The organism is Micromonospora sp. NPDC004551, assembly GCF_040609975.1.
Lineage (GTDB): Bacteria > Actinomycetota > Actinomycetes > Mycobacteriales > Micromonosporaceae > Micromonospora.
Map to the genome: position 1 here is coordinate 1 of NZ_JBEXLM010000029.1, position 18,254 is coordinate 18,254.

An 18,254-nucleotide genomic window follows, 5' to 3' on the forward strand; every position below is an offset into this window, starting at 1 on the left:
GTAATCCGAGATCACCGGATTTGTGACTGTTTTTCAGTCGTGTCCTCTTCCGATCTGCCCCGCGACCGCGAGCCGGACCGGGGTCGGGTCGGCGGGGCGAGGCCCCGGCGACCCGACCGGCGGGTCAGTGGATCGGCACCGGCGTCCGCTGCTCCTCGCCCGCGCCGCCGTCGAGCAGGTGCGACGGCTCACGCCGGCGCGGCAGCAACGCCGCCGGGATGAAGGTGAGCAGCACCAGCCCGAAGCCCACCCAGAAGGTCGTCGCGAAGGAGCTGGCCGCGAAGTCGAGGCCGCGCTCGATCAGCGACGGCGGCACCGGGAACTGCTGGAGCAGCTCCGGCCGCAGCTGCGAACCGATGGCCAGGTCGGCCTGGGAGACCGGGTTGCCGCTCGGGTCGGTCACGCCGGGGATCACCTCGGAGCCGTTCAGCCGGCTGGTGAGGATCACCGACATCACCGCGGCACCGACCGAGCCGCCGATCTGTTGAAGGATGTTGACCAGCGTCGAGCCGCGGGCCACCTCGGCCGCGTGCAGGGTCTTCAGCGCCGAGGTCATGATCGGCATCATGGTGCCGCCCATGCCGAGGCCCATCACGAACAGCGAGCCGCAGAGCAGCCAGTAGGACGTGTGCGGGTCCACCTGGGTGAAGGTGAAGAACCCGGCGGCGATGAGCACCAGCGCGAACGGCACCGTGCGGCCGACCGGCACCTTGTCGGCCAGCATGCCGGCGATCGGCATGGTCAGCATTGCGCCGATGCCCTGCGGCGCCATGAGCAGGCCCGCGGTCAGCGTCGACTCACCGCGGATCTGCAGGAAGTAGCTCGGGAACAGCAGGCCCGCGCCCATGAACGCGATGATGAAGACGAACAGGGTCACCGCGGCGATGGTCAGGTTGCGGTTGCGGAACAGCCGCAGGTCGAGCAGCGGGTGCCGGGGCCGGAACGAGTAGAACACGAAGGCCACCACGAGCACGGCGCCGACCAGCATGGGCAGCCAGACGCTGTTGTCGCGGATCGTGCCGGCCTCCGGCAGCGAGGAGACGCCGTAGAGGAAGAGCGCCAGGCCCGGCGAGAGCATCAGCATGCCGAGGAAGTCGAACGACTCCGAGGGCTCCGGGTTGTCCTTCGGCAGGGCGAGCTGGGCGTAGATCAGGGCGACCAGGCCGATCGGCAGGTTGATCAGGAAGATCCAGTGCCAGCTGGCGGTGTCGATCAGCCAGCCGCCGAGGATCGGGCCACCGATCGGGCCGAGCAGCATCGGGATGCCGAGGACGGCCATCAGCCGGCCGATCCGGTGCGGGCCGGCGGCCCGGGTCATGATCGTCATGCCGAGCGGCATGAGCATGCCGCCGCCGAGGCCCTGGAGCACGCGGTAGCCGATGAGCTCGCCGATCGAGTCGGCGGTGGCGCACAGCCCGGAGCCGATGGTGAACAGCGCGAGCGCCACCATGTAGAGGCGTTTGGTGCCGAACCGGTCGGCGGCCCACCCGCTGAGCGGGATCACCGTGGCAAGCGCGAGGGTGTAGCCGGTCATCGTCCACGCCACGCGGGCGTAGGAGGCGTCGAACTCGTTCTGGAACGTCGGCAGCGCCACGCTGACGACCGTCACGTCGAGGATCGACATGATCGCACCGAGCACGACGACGCCGGCCACCTTGAGGACCGCGGCGTCGAGTTTGTTCGATGTCGCGACAGGTTGCTGGGTCACAAACAGTCTCCTGGTTCGGGTCCGGTCGGGGGCGGTGGCGGCGCCGCGCGCCCGTCGGGGCGCGGGGTGACGTGCGGTGGGGCGGCGTCCGGCAGGAAGCGTAGCCATGGGTTGCGACATCGCGCGGCCGGTTTACCGGGATCACCGGCGACGCGGTAAGGGCTCAGGCCGTGGCGCGGTGGTCGCGTGGATTGACGCCACGGACCCGCTTGAAGGCCGTGCTGAGTGCGAAAGGGCTGCTGTAGCCGACTCTGCGGGCCACCGCGGTGAGAGTCAGCCCGGTGTCGCTCAGCAGGTCGGCGGCGAGCGTGAGGCGCCAGTTGGTGACGAAGGTCATGGGCGGCTCGCCCACCAATTCGGTGAACCGGCGGGCGAAGGCGGCCCGGGAGGTGCCGGTGGCGGCAGCGAGGCCGGCCACCGTCCAGGCCCGGGCCGGGTCGTGCTGGACCAGCCGGACGGCGTGGCCGACGACCGGGTCGGCGTAGGCGCGGTACCAGCCGGGCGGCTGCGCGCCGGGGCGGGTCAGCCAGGTGCGCAGCACCCCGATGACGAGCAGGTCGAGCAGCCGGTCCAGCATCGCCTCCTGTCCGGGACCGTCCCGGTCCAGTTCGGCGGCGAGCAGCGCGACGGCCGGCAGGTCGCCGTCGGCGGCGGTCAGCACCACCAGGGGTGGCAGGGCCGCGAGCAGCCCGGCGCCGACCGCGCCGCTGGTGGCGTACGTGCCGGTGAGCAGGGCGGTCGCGCCGTCCGGCCGGGTGCCCCAGGTGCGCAGGCCCAGCGCCATGGTCTCGGTCAGCTCCTGCCCGCCGAGGGTGGTGCAGCGCTGCCCCGGGTGGATCACCACCTGCGGCGGGGTGTCCGGATGGTCGGCCACCGTGTACGGGTCGGGCCCGCGCAGCACGGCCACGTCCCCGGGGCGCAGCAGCGTCGGCGCGCCGCCGTCGGGCACCACCCAGGCGTCGCCCCGGACCACGGTGGTGACGCTCAGCGGGGCGGCGTCGCGCACCAGGATCGACCAGGGCGGGTCCATCACGGTACGGAGCAGGAAGGCGTCCCGGGCCCGCAGCCCGCGCAGCACGTCGGCGAGCACGTCCACCCGGTGAGCGTAGACGCTCGCGTATGGTTCGGGGCGCTTCGGCCATGGAGCGTCCAGCGCCCCCGGTGTCCAATGGTCCTCATGATCGCTTCGAGCATCCGGGCCGGCGTGCTGCTGCTGGCCACCGTGACCACGGGTCTGATGGCGGGGCTCTTCGCGGCCTTCGCGTACGCGGTGATGCCGGGTCTGGCCCGGGTGGACGACCGGGCGTTCGTCGCCGCCATGCGCTCGATCAACCAGGCCATCCTCAACGGCTGGTTCGCGCTCTGCTTCGGCGGCGCGCTGGTCTGCACCATCGCGGCAGTCCTGCTGCACCTGCCCGCCGGGCGGCGCGGGCCGCTGCCCTGGCTGATCGCCGCCCTGCTGCTCTACGTGCTGGTGCTCGCGGTGACCGCGGCGGTGAACGTGCCGCTCAACGACCGGCTGGAGGCGGGTGCCGCGAGGCTGGCCGACCCGGCGGAGCTGCGGGCGGCCTTCGAGAGCGCCTGGGTGCGCTGGAACGTGGTGCGGGCGGTGCTCAACACCGCGGCCCTGGGCTGCCTCGGCTGGGCACTGCTGGTCGCCCGGTCGCTGCCGGGCTGACCGGCGTGCGGGTCAGCGGGCGCGCAGCTTCGTCAGCAACGCGACCTCGGCGGTGCGGGACCGTTCGATCCGGCCGGCGAGGTCGCGTACCCGGGCGCTGGTTCCGGCCTGGACCTGAGCGCCGGCCAGCTTGGCCGCGGTCCGCTGGTGGGTGGCGAGGACGTCGAGCAGCACCCGGTCGGCCTCGCCGGGCGACGCGGAGCGCAGCCGGGCCAACCCGGCGGCGGCGTCGCTGTGCCCGGAGTGGTCGTGCCGCTCGGCGGCCGCCACGGCGGACGGTCCGGCCTCGCGCAGCCAGCGGCGCATGGTGGCCAGCTCGTCGGTCTCGGTGACCCGGACGGCGTCGATCAACGTGCGGATCTCGGGATCGGTGGCGCGGTCCAGCCCGAGGCCGACGATCTCCAGGGTCTGCTCGGTGTGCGCCACCATCATGGCCAGGAAGAGCGCGTCGATGCCGCTGGTCGCCGTCTCGGCGGCCGGCCCTGGACGGGTGGCGGCGGTCGGCGCCGGCTGGCCGGTGCAGCCGCCGGCGACCAGCAGCACGGCCAGCAGGGCGGCGGCGAGCGGGCGGCGCATCGCGGTCCTCCGATCGGCGTTCCGGCGGGTGCCGGGTGCGGCGCACGCGGAGCGTGGCCGCACCCGATCGGTCAGAGCTGGAGCCACAGCGCCGGCACGTTCGGCGGTTCCCACCCCGGGATCGCGGTGTGCGCCTGGCGGCAGCGGTAGGTCAGGCCGTTGTACGTGACCGTGTCCCCCACCTGGTAGGCACGCCCGGCGGTCCAGGTGCCGCCCGGGGCCGGCGAGCTGGTCGGGGTGGGCGTGGGACGCGGGGTCGTCGGCGACGGGGTGGGCGTCGGCGACGGGGTGGGGTTGCCGCCGCCCCCGCCGATCTGGAGGTCGACGCAGGAGTAGAAGGCGTTCGCCGTGTCGGCGATGTTCCAGACGGCGAGGAGCTTCTGCCGGCCGGAGAAGCCACCGAGGTTGACGGTGTGCGACACGGTGGCGTCGGGCTGGCGGCCCCCGCCGTCGACGACCGCGACCCGGGTGTTGCCGATCCAGTACTCCCAGTTGGACGTGGCGTGCCGGGCCGTGTTGACCCAGGTGAACGTGACCGTGCTGCCAACGGAGGTGGCGGGCCAGCCGCGGCTGTCGTCGTTGAGCACGGCGAACTGGGCGATGCCGGCGTGGCAGCTCTTGAGGCCCTTGGGCCCCTCGACGCTCTGCGGCTCGTACTTGATCTGGCCGCAGTCCGGCACCCGGTTCTGGGCGCAGAGCGCCTGGCGGCTGGGGGGCGAGGACACGTAGCCGTGTGCCTGTGCGGGGGCGGCGACCGCCAGGGTGGCGGTCACGGCGCCCGTGGTGAGCAGGGGCAGGGTGATTCTTCGACGCATGGCGGCAACTCCTTCGGGGCGGTGGGAGGAGATGCCAATGAACATAAATTAAACCTTGTTAACAGTAAAGACTCCTGTCTATAAATTAAGCCTCGCACGCAGGCCCGCTTGAGCACCCCGGCACCACCATGGGATTCTGGTACGTCGATGGCTCAGCGCGGGGCCGATCGTCGTTCCAGGGCACCCGGACACCGGGAGGGCGACGCAGGACAGACGATCGCCCGATCCCCGAAGGACCCCGCATGAGCAGAACCCCGTCCACCCTCCACCGCCTCGCGGCGTACGCGGCGAGCCTGCTGCTCTCCGTCACCGTGCCCGTCGTCCTCGACCACCCCGCCGCCGGCGCGGCGGCCGAACCCGTGACGGTGACGGTGAACGCCCGCGCCGGGCTGGCCACCGTGCCGGACACCGCGCTCGGCCTCAACCACGCCATCTGGGACCAGCAGCTCGGCAGCACCGGGACCTCGGACCTGCTCCGGGCGGCCGGCGTGAAGATGCTGCGCTACCCCGGCGGCTCGTACGCCGACATCTACCACTGGCGGACCCACACCGCGCCCGGCGGGTACGTCGCCCCGAACACCGACTTCGACACCTTCATGGCGGCGGCCCGGCGGGTCGGCGCCCAGCCGATGATCATCGCGAACTACGGCACCGGCACCCCGGCCGAGGCCGCCGACTGGGTGCGGTACGCCAACGTCACCAAGGGCTACGGCGCGAAGTGGTGGACGGTCGGCAACGAGAACTACGGCAACGGCCACTACGGCTCGGCCTGGGAGGCCGACGACCACCCGGACAAGAGCGCCAGCCAGTACGCCCGCCTGGTCGTCGAGTACGCCGACGCCATGAAGGCGGTCGACCCGAGCATCAAGGTCGGCGCGGTGCTGACCATGCCGGCGAACTGGCCGGACGCGCTGACCGCCGGCGCCGACCCCGGCCCCTGGAACCAGACCGTGCTCTCCCTCGCCGGCCCGAAGATCGACTTCGTGGACGTGCACTGGTACCCGGGCGGCACCGCCGCCGAGTCCCTGGCCCGGACCGCCCACCTCCCCGACGCCGCCTGGCTGCTGCGCCGGCAGATCGCCCGCCACGCCGGCCCGGACTCCGGCCGGATCGGGATCAGCTTCACCGAGCTGAACGTCGGCGCCGGCCAGAACACCCAGCCGGGCGCGCTGTTCCTGGCCGACGCCTACAGCGGGCTGCTGGAGCAGGGCGTCTTCACCGTGCAGTGGTGGAACGTGCACAACGGGATCGGCACGGTCTCGGAGGTCGCCGGGCAGACCGACTACGGCGACTTCGGGATGCTGTCCAGCGGCGGGTGCACGGCCGACGGGTCGGTCTGCGAGCCGCCGTTCAACACGCCGTTCGCGCCGTACCACGGGCTGTCCATGATGAACCTCTTCGCCCGGGCGGGTGACCAGCTCGTCCGCGCCGGCACCGACCAGCCCCTGGTCACCGCACACGCGGCCCGCCGGCCCGACGGCAGCCTGGCCGTCCTGCTGCTGAACAAGGACCCGGACACCGCCCACCCGGTGGCGATCGACTACGCCGGCTTCACCCCCGCGGACGAGGCGCCGACCGTGCACACGCTGACCAACGGTGCGGGCGGTGTAACCACTGGCCGGTCCGGCGACGCGACCAGCCGGACGCTGCCGCCGTACTCGCTGACCACGCTCGTGCTGCGCCCGGCCGGCGCGGCCGGCTCCCGTCCCGGCGCGCCGGGACGGCCCACCCCCGGCGCGGTGACCGACCGGACGGCCACCCTCTCCTGGCCGCCGGCCGCGCCGGGCGGCGCGCCCATCGCCAAGTACGAGGTGTACCGGCAGCACGGGGCGGTCAGCGAGCAGCTCGGCGAGACCGCCGGCACCTCGCTCACGGTCGGCAACCTCGAACCGGGCGCCCGGTACACGGTCAACGTGCTCGCCCGGGACACCGCGGGCCGGGTCTCCTGGTCCTCCCCGCCGCTCACCTTCGCCACCGGCAGCCCGGCCGCCAGCACCTGCGCGGTCCGCTTCCACCCGGACACCGACTGGGGCAACGGCTACGTCGCGACCGTCGACGTCGTGAACACCGGCCCGAGCACGCTCGACGGCTGGACGCTGACCTGGACCTGGCCCACCCCGTGGCAGCAGGTGAGCAGCGGCTGGAGCGCCAACTGGTCGCAGGTGGGCACGCAGGTCCGGGTGACCAGCACCGCCGACAACCGCCGGCTCGCCGCCGGTGGGGGCAGCGCCAGCGCCGGCTTCGTCGGCGCGTACAGCGGGCCGAACGTGCCGCCCGGCGCGTTCCGGCTGAACGGCACCGTGTGCACCGTCACCGGGTAGACCAGCGGCGGGTCAGCCCCGCCGGGGTGGCCTGAGCCGGCCGTCGGCCGCCGACGGGGTCCGCGGGCTCCGTCGGCGGCCCGCGCCGCCCGGCCGGCGCGGGGGCGGGACCACGTGCGGGCGCAGCCGCGCGGCCGGCGCCGGCGGATCCGGTGGCCGGCGCGGCACACCCGGCCGGGGCAGCACCGCCAGGATCAGCCCGAGGAGCACCACCGCGACCACCCCGTCGAGCCAGTAGTGGTTGCCGGTGCCGACCACCACGAGCAGGGTGAGCAGGGGGTGGGCCAGCCAGAGCCACCGCCACCGCCCGGCGGTGACCGTGACCAGCGCGACGGCGACGGCCACCGCCCAGCCGACGTGCAGGGAGGGCATGGCGGCGTACTGGTTGCTCAGGGTGTCGGCCTCGGGCGGGCCGTAGACGGCGGGGCCGTAGCGGCTGCCGGTGTCCACGAGGCCGGTGAGCGCCGTCATCCGGGGCGGGGCGAGCGGGACGAGGACGTGCAGGGCCAGCGCCGCCGCGGTGAGCGCGGCCAGCGCCCGGCGCAGCCATCGGTAGTGCACGGGATGGCGGAGGTAGAGCCAGATCAGGCAGAGCGCGGTGGCCGGGAAGTGCACGTACGCGTAGTAGCAGTTGGCCAGCCGCACCGGCAGTTCGTGGACGAGCAGGGGCGCCTGCACGGCGGCCTCGTTCGGCAGGTGGAGCAGCCGTTCCAGCCACCAGATCCGTTCCCCGTTCGACCGGGCGGTGGCCGACCGCCCGGCCACCGCCAGCCGACCCGCCTTGTACGCGAGGAACAGCACGGCGACGAGGGCCAGTTCACGGACCGCCCGGCGCACCGCACCGGCCGGCCGCGTCTCGCCGGCCACCGGCGGTGGTGCGGGCTGCGTGATGTCCACAGCGCCTCGATTCGGTCAGGACCGGCGTACGCCGGCCCGGGTGGGCACGGGCCAGGGCCGCCGCCGGAATCGGCGACGGCCCTGGGACGACGGTGCGTCAGCGGCGGGCGCGTTCGCCCGGCCCCGTGACGTCGACGGCCACCTCGTCGAAGGCGGGCGCCCCGTCGACCGCGTCGGCCGCGACGGCGACCGAGCGGGCGGTGTCGGGCAGGTCCAGGCTGGACCGCAGGGTGACCGGCTTGAGGAGCAGCGCGGCCAGGATCCCGACGACGGCGATGGCGGCCGAGATCAGGAAGATGTGCCCGGTCGCGTCACCGTAGGCGGCCCGCACAATCTGCTGCACCGGCGCGGGCAGGGCCGCGAGGTTCAGCGTGCTGCCGCCGCTGCCGCCCGAGGCGGGGATCCCGAGCGCGGTCAGGTCGTGGGTGATCCGGTCGGTCACCTGGCGGGCCAGGACCGCACCGAGCACCGACACGCCGATGGTGCCGCCGAGCGAGCGGAAGAACGCCACGCTCGAGCTGGCCGCGCCGATGTCCTTGAGCGCCACCGTGTTCTGCACCGCGAGCACCAGGTTCTGCATGGTCATGCCGACGCCCACGCCGACGATGAACATGGCGGCGCCGACCAGGACGAGCGAGGTCTCGTGGTCGATGGTGCCGAGCAGGGCGAAGCCGATGACCAGGATGATCGATCCGGCGACGATGTACGGCTTGATCTTCCCGGAGGCGGTGATCAGCCGGCCGGCGACGATCGAGGAGAGCAGCACGCCGGCCATCATCGGGATGGTGAGCAGGCCGGCCTCGGTCGGGCTGTAGCCGCGGCCGATCTGGAAGTACTGGCCGAGGAAGACCGCGCCGCCGAACATCGCCATGCCGACCGCGAGGCTGCCGAGGATGGCCAGCGCGGTGGTGCGCTCGCGGACGATCTCCAGCGGCACGACCGGCTCGGCGGCCCGCGACTCGACCAGGACGGCCAGGGCGAGCAGCAGCACCGAACCGCCGACCATCGCGCCGGTCTGCCAGGACAGCCAGGCGAACGAGTCGTCGACGAACGAGATCCAGATCAGCAGCAGGCTGACGCCGGCGGCGATCAGCGTGGCGCCCAGGTAGTCGATCTTCACGTTGTCGCGGCGCGTGGTGGGCAGGTGCAGGGTGACCTGGAGCAGGAACAGCGCGATGATCGCGACCGGCACGCCGACGAAGAAGCACCAGCGCCAGCCGAGCCAGGAGGTGTCCACGATGAGGCCGCCCAGCAGCGGGCCGCCGACCGTGGCGAGGGCCATCACGCCGCCGAGGTAGCCGTTGTAGCGCCCGCGCTCGCGGGGCGGGATCATCGCCGCGATGGCGACCTGGACCAGGGCCTGGAGACCGCCGACGCCGATGCCCTGGAAGGCGCGGGCGGCGATGAGCTGGCCGGCGGAGTGCGCGAAGCCGGCCGCGACCGAGCCCGCCAGGAAGACCACGATGGCGACCTGGATCAGCAGCTTCTTGTTGAACAGGTCGGAGAGCTTGCCCCAGATCGGGGTGGTCGCCGTGGCGGTGAGCAGGGTGGCGGTGACCACCCAGGTGTACTGGGTCTGCGAGCCGTTCAGGGCTCCGATGATCTTCGGTAGGGCGGTCGAGACGACCGTGCCGCTCAGCATGGCCACGAAGAGCACCAGCAGCAGGCCGCTGAGGGCTTCCAGCGTCTGCCGCCGGTTCATGGGCGCGGCGTCCGCCGTGGCGGTGGGTGCGCTCATCGCGCGTCCTCCAGGTTGTCGTGTCGGTTGAGGGCGACCTCGAGGTCGCGGGTGAGGCGGCCGAGTCCGGCGGACAGGGCCGCCACCTCGTCGGGGGTCCAGTCGGCGAGCGCCCGGGCGAGCACCCCGCCGTACCAGTCGTAGGCCTCGGTCATGGCGGCCCGGCCGGCCGGGGTGAGCGTCAGGTGGCTGGCCCGCCGGTCCTCCGGGTCGGCGCGCCGGTCGACCAGGCCGTCGGCGACCAGGGCGGCGACCGCCCGGCTGACCGTCGACGGGTCGAGCCGGCTCCGCTCCGCCAGGTCCCGGGCGTGGCAGCCCGTGGTGCCGTTCTGGTCGATGTGCCGGAGCAGGCCCACCAGGCCGGGTGGCGCGGCCGGCCGGTCGTCGGCGCGCCGCTGCTTGAGCAGCCGTACGCCGGTCAACAGGTCCTGCAACCGGGCGACGAGTTCTCGGCTCGTGGCGTCCACTCTTCCCCTCCCCTGCCTTGGTTGCCCCAAGCAATCATTCGCGAATCTTGCGCAGTAGGCAAGTTTGCTCATTGAGAAACGGATCACGTACGCTGGGGAGCCATGGAGGAGGCCACCGGGCTGCGCGAGCGGAAGAAGGCGGCGACCCGCCTCGCCCTGCACGAGGCGGCACTGCGGCTCGCCGCCGAGCAGGGACCCGACCGGGTCACCGTCGAGGCGATCGCCGACGCCGCCAACGTGTCCCGGCGCACGTTCTCCAACTACTTCTCCAGCAAGGAGGAGGCGCTCTTCCACGGCGACACGATGCGGCTGCGCCGGCTGCTGGACCTGATCGCCGAGCAGCCGGCCGACCTGGCGCCGTGGGTGGCGCTGAGCCGGGCCACGCTGCGGCAGGCCGACGAGATGTACGACGAGACCGCCGAGTCCTGGCTCGACCGGCGCCGCCGGCTGCACGGCAACCCGGGTCTGGTGGCGCACCAGGTGGCCGCGTACACGGCGATCGAACGGGAGCTCGCCGGGGAGATCGCCGGCCGGCTCAGCGGCCCCGACGTGGCGCTGCGCGCCCGGATCCTCGCCGCGACCCTCCTGGCCACCCTGCGGGTCGCCGTCCAGCAGTGGATCGAGCAGCCGGACCACCCACTGGCCGACACGCTGCGGGCCGCGCTCGCCCACGCCGCCCCCGCGTCCGGCTGACTGTCACAGGGTGGGGCTAGCGTCCGTGGCGTGGTGACCGTCGACGACGTCCGCGCCCTGGCCCGCACGCTGCCCCGCACGAGCGAGCACCTGATCCACGACCGGGTCAAATTCCGGGTCGGGGCGATCGTCTACGTCGCCTTCAGCCGCGACGAGCGGAGCATGGGCTTCGGCTACCCGAAGGAACAGCGGGACGGCCTCATCGCGGCCGACCCTGGGCTGTTCTTCCTGCCCCGTCCCTCCGACCTGCGGTTCAACTGGGTCTGCTGCCACCTGCAACGGCTCGACCACGCCCAGATGACCGAGCTGGTGTGCGAGGCCTGGCGGATGGTGGTGCCGAAGTTCCTGGCCCGCCAGCGCCTGGGCGGCTGAACGGCGACCGGGCCGGGCACGGCGGTCGATTCCGGCCCGCCGCCCGGGCCGCCGCTGACAGACTCGGGCGATGGGCCGCGACGGGTGGGGCAAGGGGCTGGGTCCCGCCGTGCGGATCGCCCCCGCCGCCCGGGTGGACAAGTTCGAGATCTTCTTCGACCTCGTCTTCGTGGTGTCCTTCTTCATCATCACCCGGGCCACCGCCGCGAACGTGACCGGGCGGGAACTGCTGCACGCCATGCTGGTCCTCGCCGTGCTCTGGTGGTGCTGGGTGGTGCACAGCGCCGTGGCCACGCGGCTCCGGCTGGGTGAGGGCTTCCTCCCGGTGCTCATGGTGATCGGCATGATTGCCCTGTTCACCTTCGCGCTGGCCCTGCCGCAGACCTTCGGCAGCCTCCAGCAGGGCAGCGCCGGGCCGATGCTGGTCACCGTCAGCTACGTGGTGATCCGTGCCGTGCACCTGTCGCTGTACGAGTACGCCACCCGGGGCGACCCCCCGGCCCGGCGCAAGGTCTGGCAGTTCGTCCCCGAGGTCCTGATCACCACCTGCCTGCTGCTGGTCGCGGCGCTGCTCCCGCAGCGCGTGGCAGACCCCGACCTCGGGCTGTGGCTGCGCGATGGGCTCTGGATCGCCGTGGTGGTCATCCAGTACGCCAGCGGCCTGGTGGGCGGCACCGAGGGCTGGCAGATCACCTCCGCCGAGCACTGGACCGAGCGCTACGACCTGATCCTGATCATCGCACTGGGCGAGTCGGTCATCTCGGTCGGCGTCGGCGGCAACCTGCTCGGCAAGCCGGTCACCTGGCCGGCCATCCCGGCGGCGATCTGCGGCATCCTGTTCACGGCGGCGCTCTGGTGGGCGCACTTCGACATGATCGGCCCGGCCGCCCGGATCGCCCTGCACGCCGCCGAGGGCCGCCCGCGCGTGGCGATGGCCCGGGACGCGTACGCCTATCTCTACCTGCCCATGATCGCCGGGGTGATCCTGTTCGCGATCGGAGCGGAGGAACTGGTGCGGACGATCACCGACCCGGCCGGCGGAGTGGCGGAACGGGCCCACGGACCGGCCGTGCCGCTGCTCTTCGCCGGAGTGATGATCTATCTCGCCGCCGACATGGCGTTCCAGGCGCGCACCCTGCAGACCGTGTCCTGGAGCCGGATCGGCGCCCTCGCCGCGCTCGCCGTCGGCCTGCCGGTCGCCCGGCACCTCCCCGCGCTGGGCGCCCTCGGCCTGCTCACCGCGATCTGCGTGGCGCTCGTCGCCTACGAACTGGTGACGATGGCGGACGCCCGCGCCGCGCTGCGGCGAACGATCCACGAGGAGAAGGCCAGCCAGGAGGCGGGCGAGGCAGCCTTCCGGGCCCGCTGGCACGACGGCGGCTCGGGCTCGCCCGCGGGCTGACCGGCCCCGCTCGCCAGGGTGGGACGCGACCCTTAGAGTCTCCGCGTGATCGAGATCGCCACCGAGGTCGACCTGTCCCACCCGCCGGCACGGATCTGGCGTGCGCTGACGGAACAGGCGCTGCTCGCCAAGTGGTTCGCCGGCAGCGAGTCGCTGGGCGACCGGACGCTGCTGCGGACCGCGGGACTGCCCGGGTACGACGCCGACACCGAGGTGGAGGTGGTCGAGCTGCGCGCGCCGGAACGGCTGGTGCTGCGCTGCCGCGAGGCGGACCGGAGCACCCGGCTGGCCTGCGACCTGACCCCCATCGGCCACGGTTCGCGGCTCTCCGTGCGCGAGGTGCTGGAGGAGGGCGACTGGGACGCCGACCAGCGCGCCGAGCAGCACGAGCGGGCGGTGACCGGACGGCTCCCGGCGATCCTCGACTGGCTGGCGTTCCAGGAGATCGACCTACGTCGCGCCGAGGGCGGGCTGACCGCCGAGCTGCCGGTGATCCCGCCCGGTGCGGCGCGCGGCCGGACCGGCCGGCGGCGGGCTCTGCTGCTGGCCGGGGCGCTCGCGGTGCTCGGCGTGGCTGCCGGGGTGACGGTGTGGGCCGGCCGGCCCGCGCCGACCGCGCCGGCCGCGCAGCCGGTGTCGACACCGTCGTCGCCGCCGGCGGTGTCCTCCGCGAGCAGCACGTCGCCGCAGGCCAGCCCGTCGCGGCCCACGCCGTCGGCCACCCGCCGCAGCGTCACGCCGGAGGCGACCGCGTCGGCCTCCCCCACCCGGACGACCAGCCCCAGCCCTTCGCGTGCCGCACCGCTGGCGGCGAGCTACGAGACGGTCTCCGACCGGGTCTTCGGCTACCGGGGCCAGGTGCTGCTGAGCAACCCCGGCCCGGCGGCGCGGCCGGACTGGGCGGTGACCGTGACGCTGGGCGACGACGCCACGGTCGGCAGCGTCAACGGGGCCGAGGTGAAGCAGGACGGGGCCGTGGTCACCTTCACCGGGGCGGCGCTGCCGGCGGGCGGCTCGGTCACCATCCGGTTCGACGTGCGGGACCCCGACCTGACGGCCACGAAGCCGGAGGGCTGCTCGGTGGACGGCGCGGCCTGCAGCGGGCTCTGATCGGGCCGGGCCGCGTCAGCAGAACCAGCCGTCCTGTACCCAGCCGCGCCGGTTGACGTGCCCGCCGCCGGGAGGAGTGACCCTCCCGGCGGCGCCGCTGACCCGAGGGTCAGTTCCGGGTGATGGTGAAGGTGCTGGTCGTGTTCCTGATGTCCTGGTAGTTGTCGGTCAACCGGAGGTTGGTGAAGGTGGCGGAGCCGACCGCCGGGCCCTGCCCCGGCTCGGGCATCTCGTTGACCCAGATGCCGAAGCCGGACTTGGCGTCGAACGCGTCACCGCTGCGCCGCGCCCCGGAGATGGACACGTTGGTCAGGACCGTGTCGGTGACCGGGTTCTCCGGCTGTCCGCCGGTGTACTTGGTCTGGAACATGATCCCGGAGTACGTCGGGTCGACGATGTCCACATCGGAGATCCGGATGCCCCGGAACTCCTTGGAGGCGGAGAACAGCCACATGGCCGGGAACGTCTGCTGCCCCCAGAAGTGCCCGCCCGCCCGGATCAGCGAGACGTTCTGGAACTGGGTGGGCGGGCTGGCGCCGAACCCGACGAACGGGTAGCCGAAGTCCAGCGAGCTGATCGTGATACCCGAGTACGTCAGCATGTCGGCGATGTACAGGTTGCGGAAGACGTTGTCGTAGCCGCCGTACACCGCCACCCCGGCCGCCCGCCACGTCAGCGTGGCGGTCAGGTTCTCGAACACGTTGCCGTGGTTGCCGCCCGCGCCGCCCTGGTCGGTCGCGGAGAACAGCGCGAAGGCGTCGTCGCCGTTGGAGCGGCCCTCCGAATTGGTGACCAGGTTGTTCGTGCTGGCGTTGGTCATGTTCACCGCGTCGGCGAAGGTGTCGCGGAACCGGCTGTCCCGGATGGTCAGCCCGCTGACGCTCACCCCCCAGTACGCGCACACGGTGTGCTCGACCCAGACGCTGTCCAGCGTCATGTTGTCGACGTCCTTCAGCTCGCCCCACACCTTGCCCGGACCGTCGATCCGGTTGGTGTAGTTGCCGAAGAACGCCAGGTGGGCGAACGTCGACCCGCTGGCCGAGGACTCGACCCGGAAACCGGCGTCGGTGTTCTGCTGGTTGGTGGGCGTCTGGAAGCGGGTGTACCACATGCCCGCGCCGACCACCCGGACCGCCTTGCCGTACACCTGGAACTTCTGGGCGGTGTCGTACGTGCCGGGCGGCAGGTAGACACCGACCAGGGTGCCGGTGGTGTCCATCCGGACGGCGTCCAGGGCGTTCTGCACGTCGGCGTGGCTGAAGCCGTTCGGCACCTTGTAGCGGGCCGGGTCCGGATTGGCCCGCGGCGACACCAGCTCGGTGTTGACGAAGTCGATGGCGTACGTGGTGCTGTTGGCCGGGTCCTTTTGGAGCCGGATGGTGGCGCCGGCCGGGACCGTGGAGTTCAGCATCACGTTGGCCTCGTCGTACAGGTGGCGGGGTGCTCCGGCGCCCGGCGAGTCGCTGGGGCCCGCCTCGGCCCCGTAGAGCCAGATGTGCTTCGAGGTCAGGTTGATGGGCTTGTGCAGCACCCCGTTGACGTAGATGTTCAACGTCGAGTCGATCCCGCCCCCGCCCGGCGCGTCCGGGATGGAGAAGCGGGTGACCAGGGTGTTGGTGGCCGACCGGGTCGTCCACTCGACGTACGCGCCGGTGGTGTTCAGGGTGACCGCCCGCCGGCCGGAGGCCTCGCCGGCCAGGTCGCCGATGGTCCGGTTCGGCCCGAGCACCTGCGCCCCGCCGCCGATCCGGCCGTCCTCGGCCTCGTACATGTCGTACGGGACGTTCGCGCCCCGGCCGACGAACAGCGGCCGGTCGCTGGTGTTGTTCTGCTGCTTGACCGGCAGCTCGTTGGCGTCGGTGGCGAGCACGACCCGGACGGTGTACTTCCCGTTCGCCGCCGTCCAGCTGCCCAGGGCGACCGCCGGGCTGGTCGCCCCGGCCGCCAGGGTGCCGCTGTACGAGCCGGTCAGCGTGCGCACCACCGCGCCGGTGTCGCTGAGCACGGTGAGGGTGATGCCGTGCGCCCCGGCGGCCGAGGCGACCGTGCCCTGGTTGCGGATCGACACCGAGAAGTTCACCGTGGCGCCGGCGCTCGGCGTGCCGGGCGACCAGCTCACCGCCCCGGCGACCAGGTCGGAGCTGGGCACCGGGCTGACCGTGAGCGAGGCCGTCCGGCTGTTGTTCGACTCGTTCTGCTCGATGACCGTGTTCGCCTCGTCGGCCGTGGCGGTCACCTCGTAGGTGCCGGCGTCACGGGCGCCGATGTTGAGGGTGACGGTCGCCGAGGCGCCGGCCGCGAGCGCGCCGACGGCCGCGGTGCCGACCTTCGTCGTACCCAGGGAGAAGGTCACCGCGGAGGCGGCGGCCGGGGCGGTGCCGGCGTTGCGGACGGTGGCGGAGAGGGTGACCGCGTCGGTCTCCACCGGCGCGGACGGCGCCGCGGACAGGGCGGTGACCGTGAGGTCCGGGTTCGGCGCCGGGGTGCCGATCACCTGGAACTCCGCGACCTGCCCGTTGGAGGAGCCGGAGTTGGCGGTGAACTGGAGCCGGACGTCCGCGGCGGTGGCGCTGACCGGGATGGTCACCGTGTTGCTGCTGGTCGGGCTGAACGAGTACGTCGCCGAGCCGACCACCGAGGTGAAGCCGGACGCGGACTGCTCCCGGCCGAGCACCTGGAAGGTCTGCGTGCGCGGCCCCCAGACCGGGTCCGGGTTGAGCTTGACCACGATCGCGCTGATGCTGGCGTTGGCGCCGAGCGCGACGGTCAGCGTGCTCGGGTACGCCCCCGGCGCGCCCTCCCAGTAGGTCGTCACGTCGCCGTCGTTGGCGTTGACCGCGTTGAACACGTGCACCACCGAGGAGGCGGTGATCGGCTTGCCGACGGCCAGGTTGGTGCCGCCCGGGGTGCTGCCGGTGCGGGTGACCGTGTTGGAGGTCGCCGAGACGTTCCCGGCGGCGTCCCGGGCCCGGACGTAGTAGGAGACCGTGGCGCTGTCCGGCTGGCTGTCGGTGTAGGTCAACGTCGAGCCGTTGACGCTGCCGCGCAGCGCGTTGTTGGCGTAGACGTCGTAGCCGGTGACCCCGACGTTGTCGGTCGACGCCGTCCAGGTCAGCCTGATCTGCCCGGCCGCCGGCTGGGTGTACGCCAGGTTGCCCGGCGCGGTCGGCGCCGTGGTGTCCCCCGTGTTGCCGGTGCGGGTGACGGTGTTGCTGCTGCCCGACTGGTTGCCGGCCGCGTCGCGGGCCCGGACGTAGTAGGAGACGGTGACGCCGGCCGGCTGGGTGTCGGTGTACGTCAGGGTCGACCCGCTGACGCTGGTGCGCAGCGTGCCGTTGGCGTACACGTCGTAGCCGGTGACCCCGACGTTGTCGGTCGACGCCGTCCACGTGAGCCGGACCTGGTCGGCGGCGGGCTCGGTGAGGGCCAGGTTGCCGGGGGCGCTCGGCGCCTGGGTGTCGCCGGTGGCCGGGCCGTAGACCTCCAGCTCGGCGAGCTGCCCGGCGGGCCAGCCGGTGTTGGCGGTGAACAGCAGCCGCACGTAGCGGGTGGTGGCCGTGCCGAAGGTGACGGTGACCGTGTTGCCGCTGCCCGGGTCGAACGCGTACCCGGCGGAGCCGGCGAGGGTGCCGAAGGTGGACCCGTCGGTGCTGCTCTGCACGGTCAGCGTCTGGGTGCGCGCCGGCCAGCCGGCGGGGAGCTTGAGCACCACCTTGTTGACCGCCACGGCGGCGCCGAGGTCGACCCGGAGCCACTGCGGGAACGCGTTGTTGGCGCTCTCCCAGTAGGTGGCCGGGTTGCCGTCGTTGGCGTTGCCCGCGCCGTAGACGTCGGAGTGGCTGCTCTCGGCCATGGTGCGGCCCAGGGCCAGGTTCGTGGAGGCGCTCGCCGCCCCGTACACCTCCAGCTCGGCGAGCTGCGCGGCGGCCCAGCCGGTGTTGGCGGTGACGGTGATCCGGACGTGGCGGGTGCTGGTGGCCGGGAAGCTCAGCGCGACCGTGTTGCCGCTGCCCGGGCTGAACGTACGCCCGGCCGAGGCGAGCAGGGTGGTGAAGGTGCTGCCGTCCGTGCTGCCCTGCACCGACAGCGTCTCGGTGCGGGACTCCCAGCCGGCGGGGAGCTTCAGCACGACCTGGTCGACGGACTGGGCGGAGCCGAGGTCGACCTGGGCCCACTGCGGGAACGTGCCGGCGCTCTCCCAGTAGCTGCCGGCGTTGCCGTCGGTGAGGTTGCCGGCGGCGTAGGGGCCGTTGACGCTGCTGGCCGTGGCGGTGCGGCCGAGGGCGAGGTTGGGGCCGCCGGCCGCGGCGGCCGGGGACGGGGGCGGGGCCGTGACGGCCAGCGCGACCGCGGCGAGCACCGCGACCAGCCGGGTACGGAATCTGGACATGGTGGAGGGACACCTTCTTCCGGGGACGTGGAGAGGTGGGTGTGGTGGGGGGTGGACGGGGTCCCCGCCGCGCCGCGGGGACCCCGG

Annotated in this window: 14 protein-coding genes; 6 read left to right on the forward strand and 8 right to left on the reverse strand. The window is 73.0% G+C overall.

Features of this window, described 5'->3' with window-relative positions:
* Positions 1–124: 124 nt before the first annotated feature.
* Together ABZW14_RS27100 and ABZW14_RS27105 are read right to left on the reverse strand one after the other, a co-directional pair.
* Positions 125–1,708: a DHA2 family efflux MFS transporter permease subunit gene (locus ABZW14_RS27100; RefSeq protein WP_355351619.1), complete on the reverse strand. Its 1,584-nt coding sequence runs from the start codon at positions 1,706–1,708 to the stop codon at positions 125–127.
* A 163-nt stretch (positions 1,709–1,871) separates the two neighbouring features.
* Complete coding sequence (locus ABZW14_RS27105) at positions 1,872–2,804, reverse strand: AraC family transcriptional regulator (protein WP_355351621.1); 933 nt, start codon at positions 2,802–2,804, stop codon at positions 1,872–1,874.
* An 81-nt stretch (positions 2,805–2,885) separates the two neighbouring features.
* On the opposite strand from ABZW14_RS27105, the gene ABZW14_RS27110 reads away from it, so the two are divergent.
* Positions 2,886–3,386 (forward strand): anthrone oxygenase family protein, encoded by a 501-nt coding sequence (locus ABZW14_RS27110; RefSeq protein WP_355351622.1) that lies wholly within the window; start codon positions 2,886–2,888, stop codon positions 3,384–3,386.
* Positions 3,387–3,398: 12 nt separating this feature from the next.
* Here the strand turns inward: ABZW14_RS27110 and ABZW14_RS27115 are convergent, their stop codons facing one another.
* Both ABZW14_RS27115 and ABZW14_RS27120 read right to left on the reverse strand, forming a co-directional pair.
* Entirely contained in the window at positions 3,399–3,962 is a 564-nt protein-coding gene (locus tag ABZW14_RS27115) for a DUF305 domain-containing protein (RefSeq protein ID WP_355351624.1), read from the reverse strand.
* Between the two features lie 71 nt (positions 3,963–4,033).
* Positions 4,034–4,777 (reverse strand): lytic polysaccharide monooxygenase, encoded by a 744-nt coding sequence (locus ABZW14_RS27120; RefSeq protein WP_355351626.1) that lies wholly within the window; start codon positions 4,775–4,777, stop codon positions 4,034–4,036.
* A 242-nt stretch (positions 4,778–5,019) separates the two neighbouring features.
* Between ABZW14_RS27120 and ABZW14_RS27125 the strand changes: the two genes are divergently transcribed.
* Positions 5,020–7,098 carry a cellulose binding domain-containing protein gene (locus tag ABZW14_RS27125; protein ID WP_355351628.1) on the forward strand — a complete coding sequence of 693 codons (2,079 nt, stop codon included), beginning with the start codon at positions 5,020–5,022 and terminating at the stop codon, positions 7,096–7,098.
* A gap of 12 nt (positions 7,099–7,110) precedes the next feature.
* On the opposite strand, the gene ABZW14_RS27130 is transcribed toward ABZW14_RS27125, so the two are convergent.
* The 3 genes from ABZW14_RS27130 to ABZW14_RS27140 form a co-directional block, all read right to left on the reverse strand.
* A complete protein-coding gene (locus ABZW14_RS27130; protein ID WP_355351630.1) occupies positions 7,111–7,995 on the reverse strand; it encodes a phosphatase PAP2 family protein in 885 nt (294 codons plus the stop codon).
* 97 nt (positions 7,996–8,092) lie between these two features.
* Positions 8,093–9,733 (reverse strand): MDR family MFS transporter, encoded by a 1,641-nt coding sequence (locus ABZW14_RS27135; RefSeq protein WP_355351632.1) that lies wholly within the window; start codon positions 9,731–9,733, stop codon positions 8,093–8,095.
* Positions 9,730–10,200 carry a MarR family transcriptional regulator gene (locus tag ABZW14_RS27140; protein ID WP_355351634.1) on the reverse strand — a complete coding sequence of 157 codons (471 nt, stop codon included), beginning with the start codon at positions 10,198–10,200 and terminating at the stop codon, positions 9,730–9,732. Before ABZW14_RS27140 ends, ABZW14_RS27135 begins: the two co-directional genes overlap by 4 nt.
* A gap of 102 nt (positions 10,201–10,302) precedes the next feature.
* On the opposite strand from ABZW14_RS27140, the gene ABZW14_RS27145 reads away from it, so the two are divergent.
* From ABZW14_RS27145 to ABZW14_RS27160, 4 genes are all read left to right on the forward strand, one after another.
* The gene (locus tag ABZW14_RS27145; protein WP_355351636.1) at positions 10,303–10,893 is read left to right on the forward strand and encodes a TetR family transcriptional regulator; all 591 of its coding nucleotides are present in this window, start codon (positions 10,303–10,305) and stop codon (positions 10,891–10,893) included.
* 30 nt (positions 10,894–10,923) lie between these two features.
* A complete protein-coding gene (locus ABZW14_RS27150) occupies positions 10,924–11,265 on the forward strand; it encodes an MmcQ/YjbR family DNA-binding protein (RefSeq protein ID WP_355351638.1) in 342 nt (113 codons plus the stop codon).
* Positions 11,266–11,335: 70 nt separating this feature from the next.
* Positions 11,336–12,667: a low temperature requirement protein A gene (locus ABZW14_RS27155; RefSeq protein ID WP_355351640.1), complete on the forward strand. Its 1,332-nt coding sequence runs from the start codon at positions 11,336–11,338 to the stop codon at positions 12,665–12,667.
* 45 nt (positions 12,668–12,712) lie between these two features.
* Positions 12,713–13,777, forward strand: coding sequence for an SRPBCC domain-containing protein (locus ABZW14_RS27160; protein WP_355351642.1), 1,065 nt, complete (start codon positions 12,713–12,715; stop codon positions 13,775–13,777).
* Between the two features lie 109 nt (positions 13,778–13,886).
* On the opposite strand, the gene ABZW14_RS27165 is transcribed toward ABZW14_RS27160, so the two are convergent.
* On the reverse strand, positions 13,887–18,167 hold the full coding sequence (locus ABZW14_RS27165; RefSeq protein ID WP_355351644.1) for a discoidin domain-containing protein: 4,281 nt from the start codon (positions 18,165–18,167) through the stop codon (positions 13,887–13,889).
* Positions 18,168–18,254: the final 87 nt, after the last annotated feature.

Coding starts and splice junctions, on each gene's coding strand:
- ABZW14_RS27155 (WP_355351640.1), top strand. CDS start 11,336: ATGGGCCGCGACGGGTGGGGCAAGGGGCTGGGTCCCGCCGTGCGGATC.
- ABZW14_RS27110 (WP_355351622.1), top strand. CDS start 2,886: ATGATCGCTTCGAGCATCCGGGCCGGCGTGCTGCTGCTGGCCACCGTG.
- ABZW14_RS27135 (WP_355351632.1), bottom strand. CDS start 9,733: ATGAGCGCACCCACCGCCACGGCGGACGCCGCGCCCATGAACCGGCGG.
- ABZW14_RS27120 (WP_355351626.1), bottom strand. CDS start 4,777: ATGCGTCGAAGAATCACCCTGCCCCTGCTCACCACGGGCGCCGTGACC.
- ABZW14_RS27145 (WP_355351636.1), top strand. CDS start 10,303: ATGGAGGAGGCCACCGGGCTGCGCGAGCGGAAGAAGGCGGCGACCCGC.
- ABZW14_RS27165 (WP_355351644.1), bottom strand. CDS start 18,167: ATGTCCAGATTCCGTACCCGGCTGGTCGCGGTGCTCGCCGCGGTCGCG.
- ABZW14_RS27125 (WP_355351628.1), top strand. CDS start 5,020: ATGAGCAGAACCCCGTCCACCCTCCACCGCCTCGCGGCGTACGCGGCG.
- ABZW14_RS27115 (WP_355351624.1), bottom strand. CDS start 3,962: ATGCGCCGCCCGCTCGCCGCCGCCCTGCTGGCCGTGCTGCTGGTCGCC.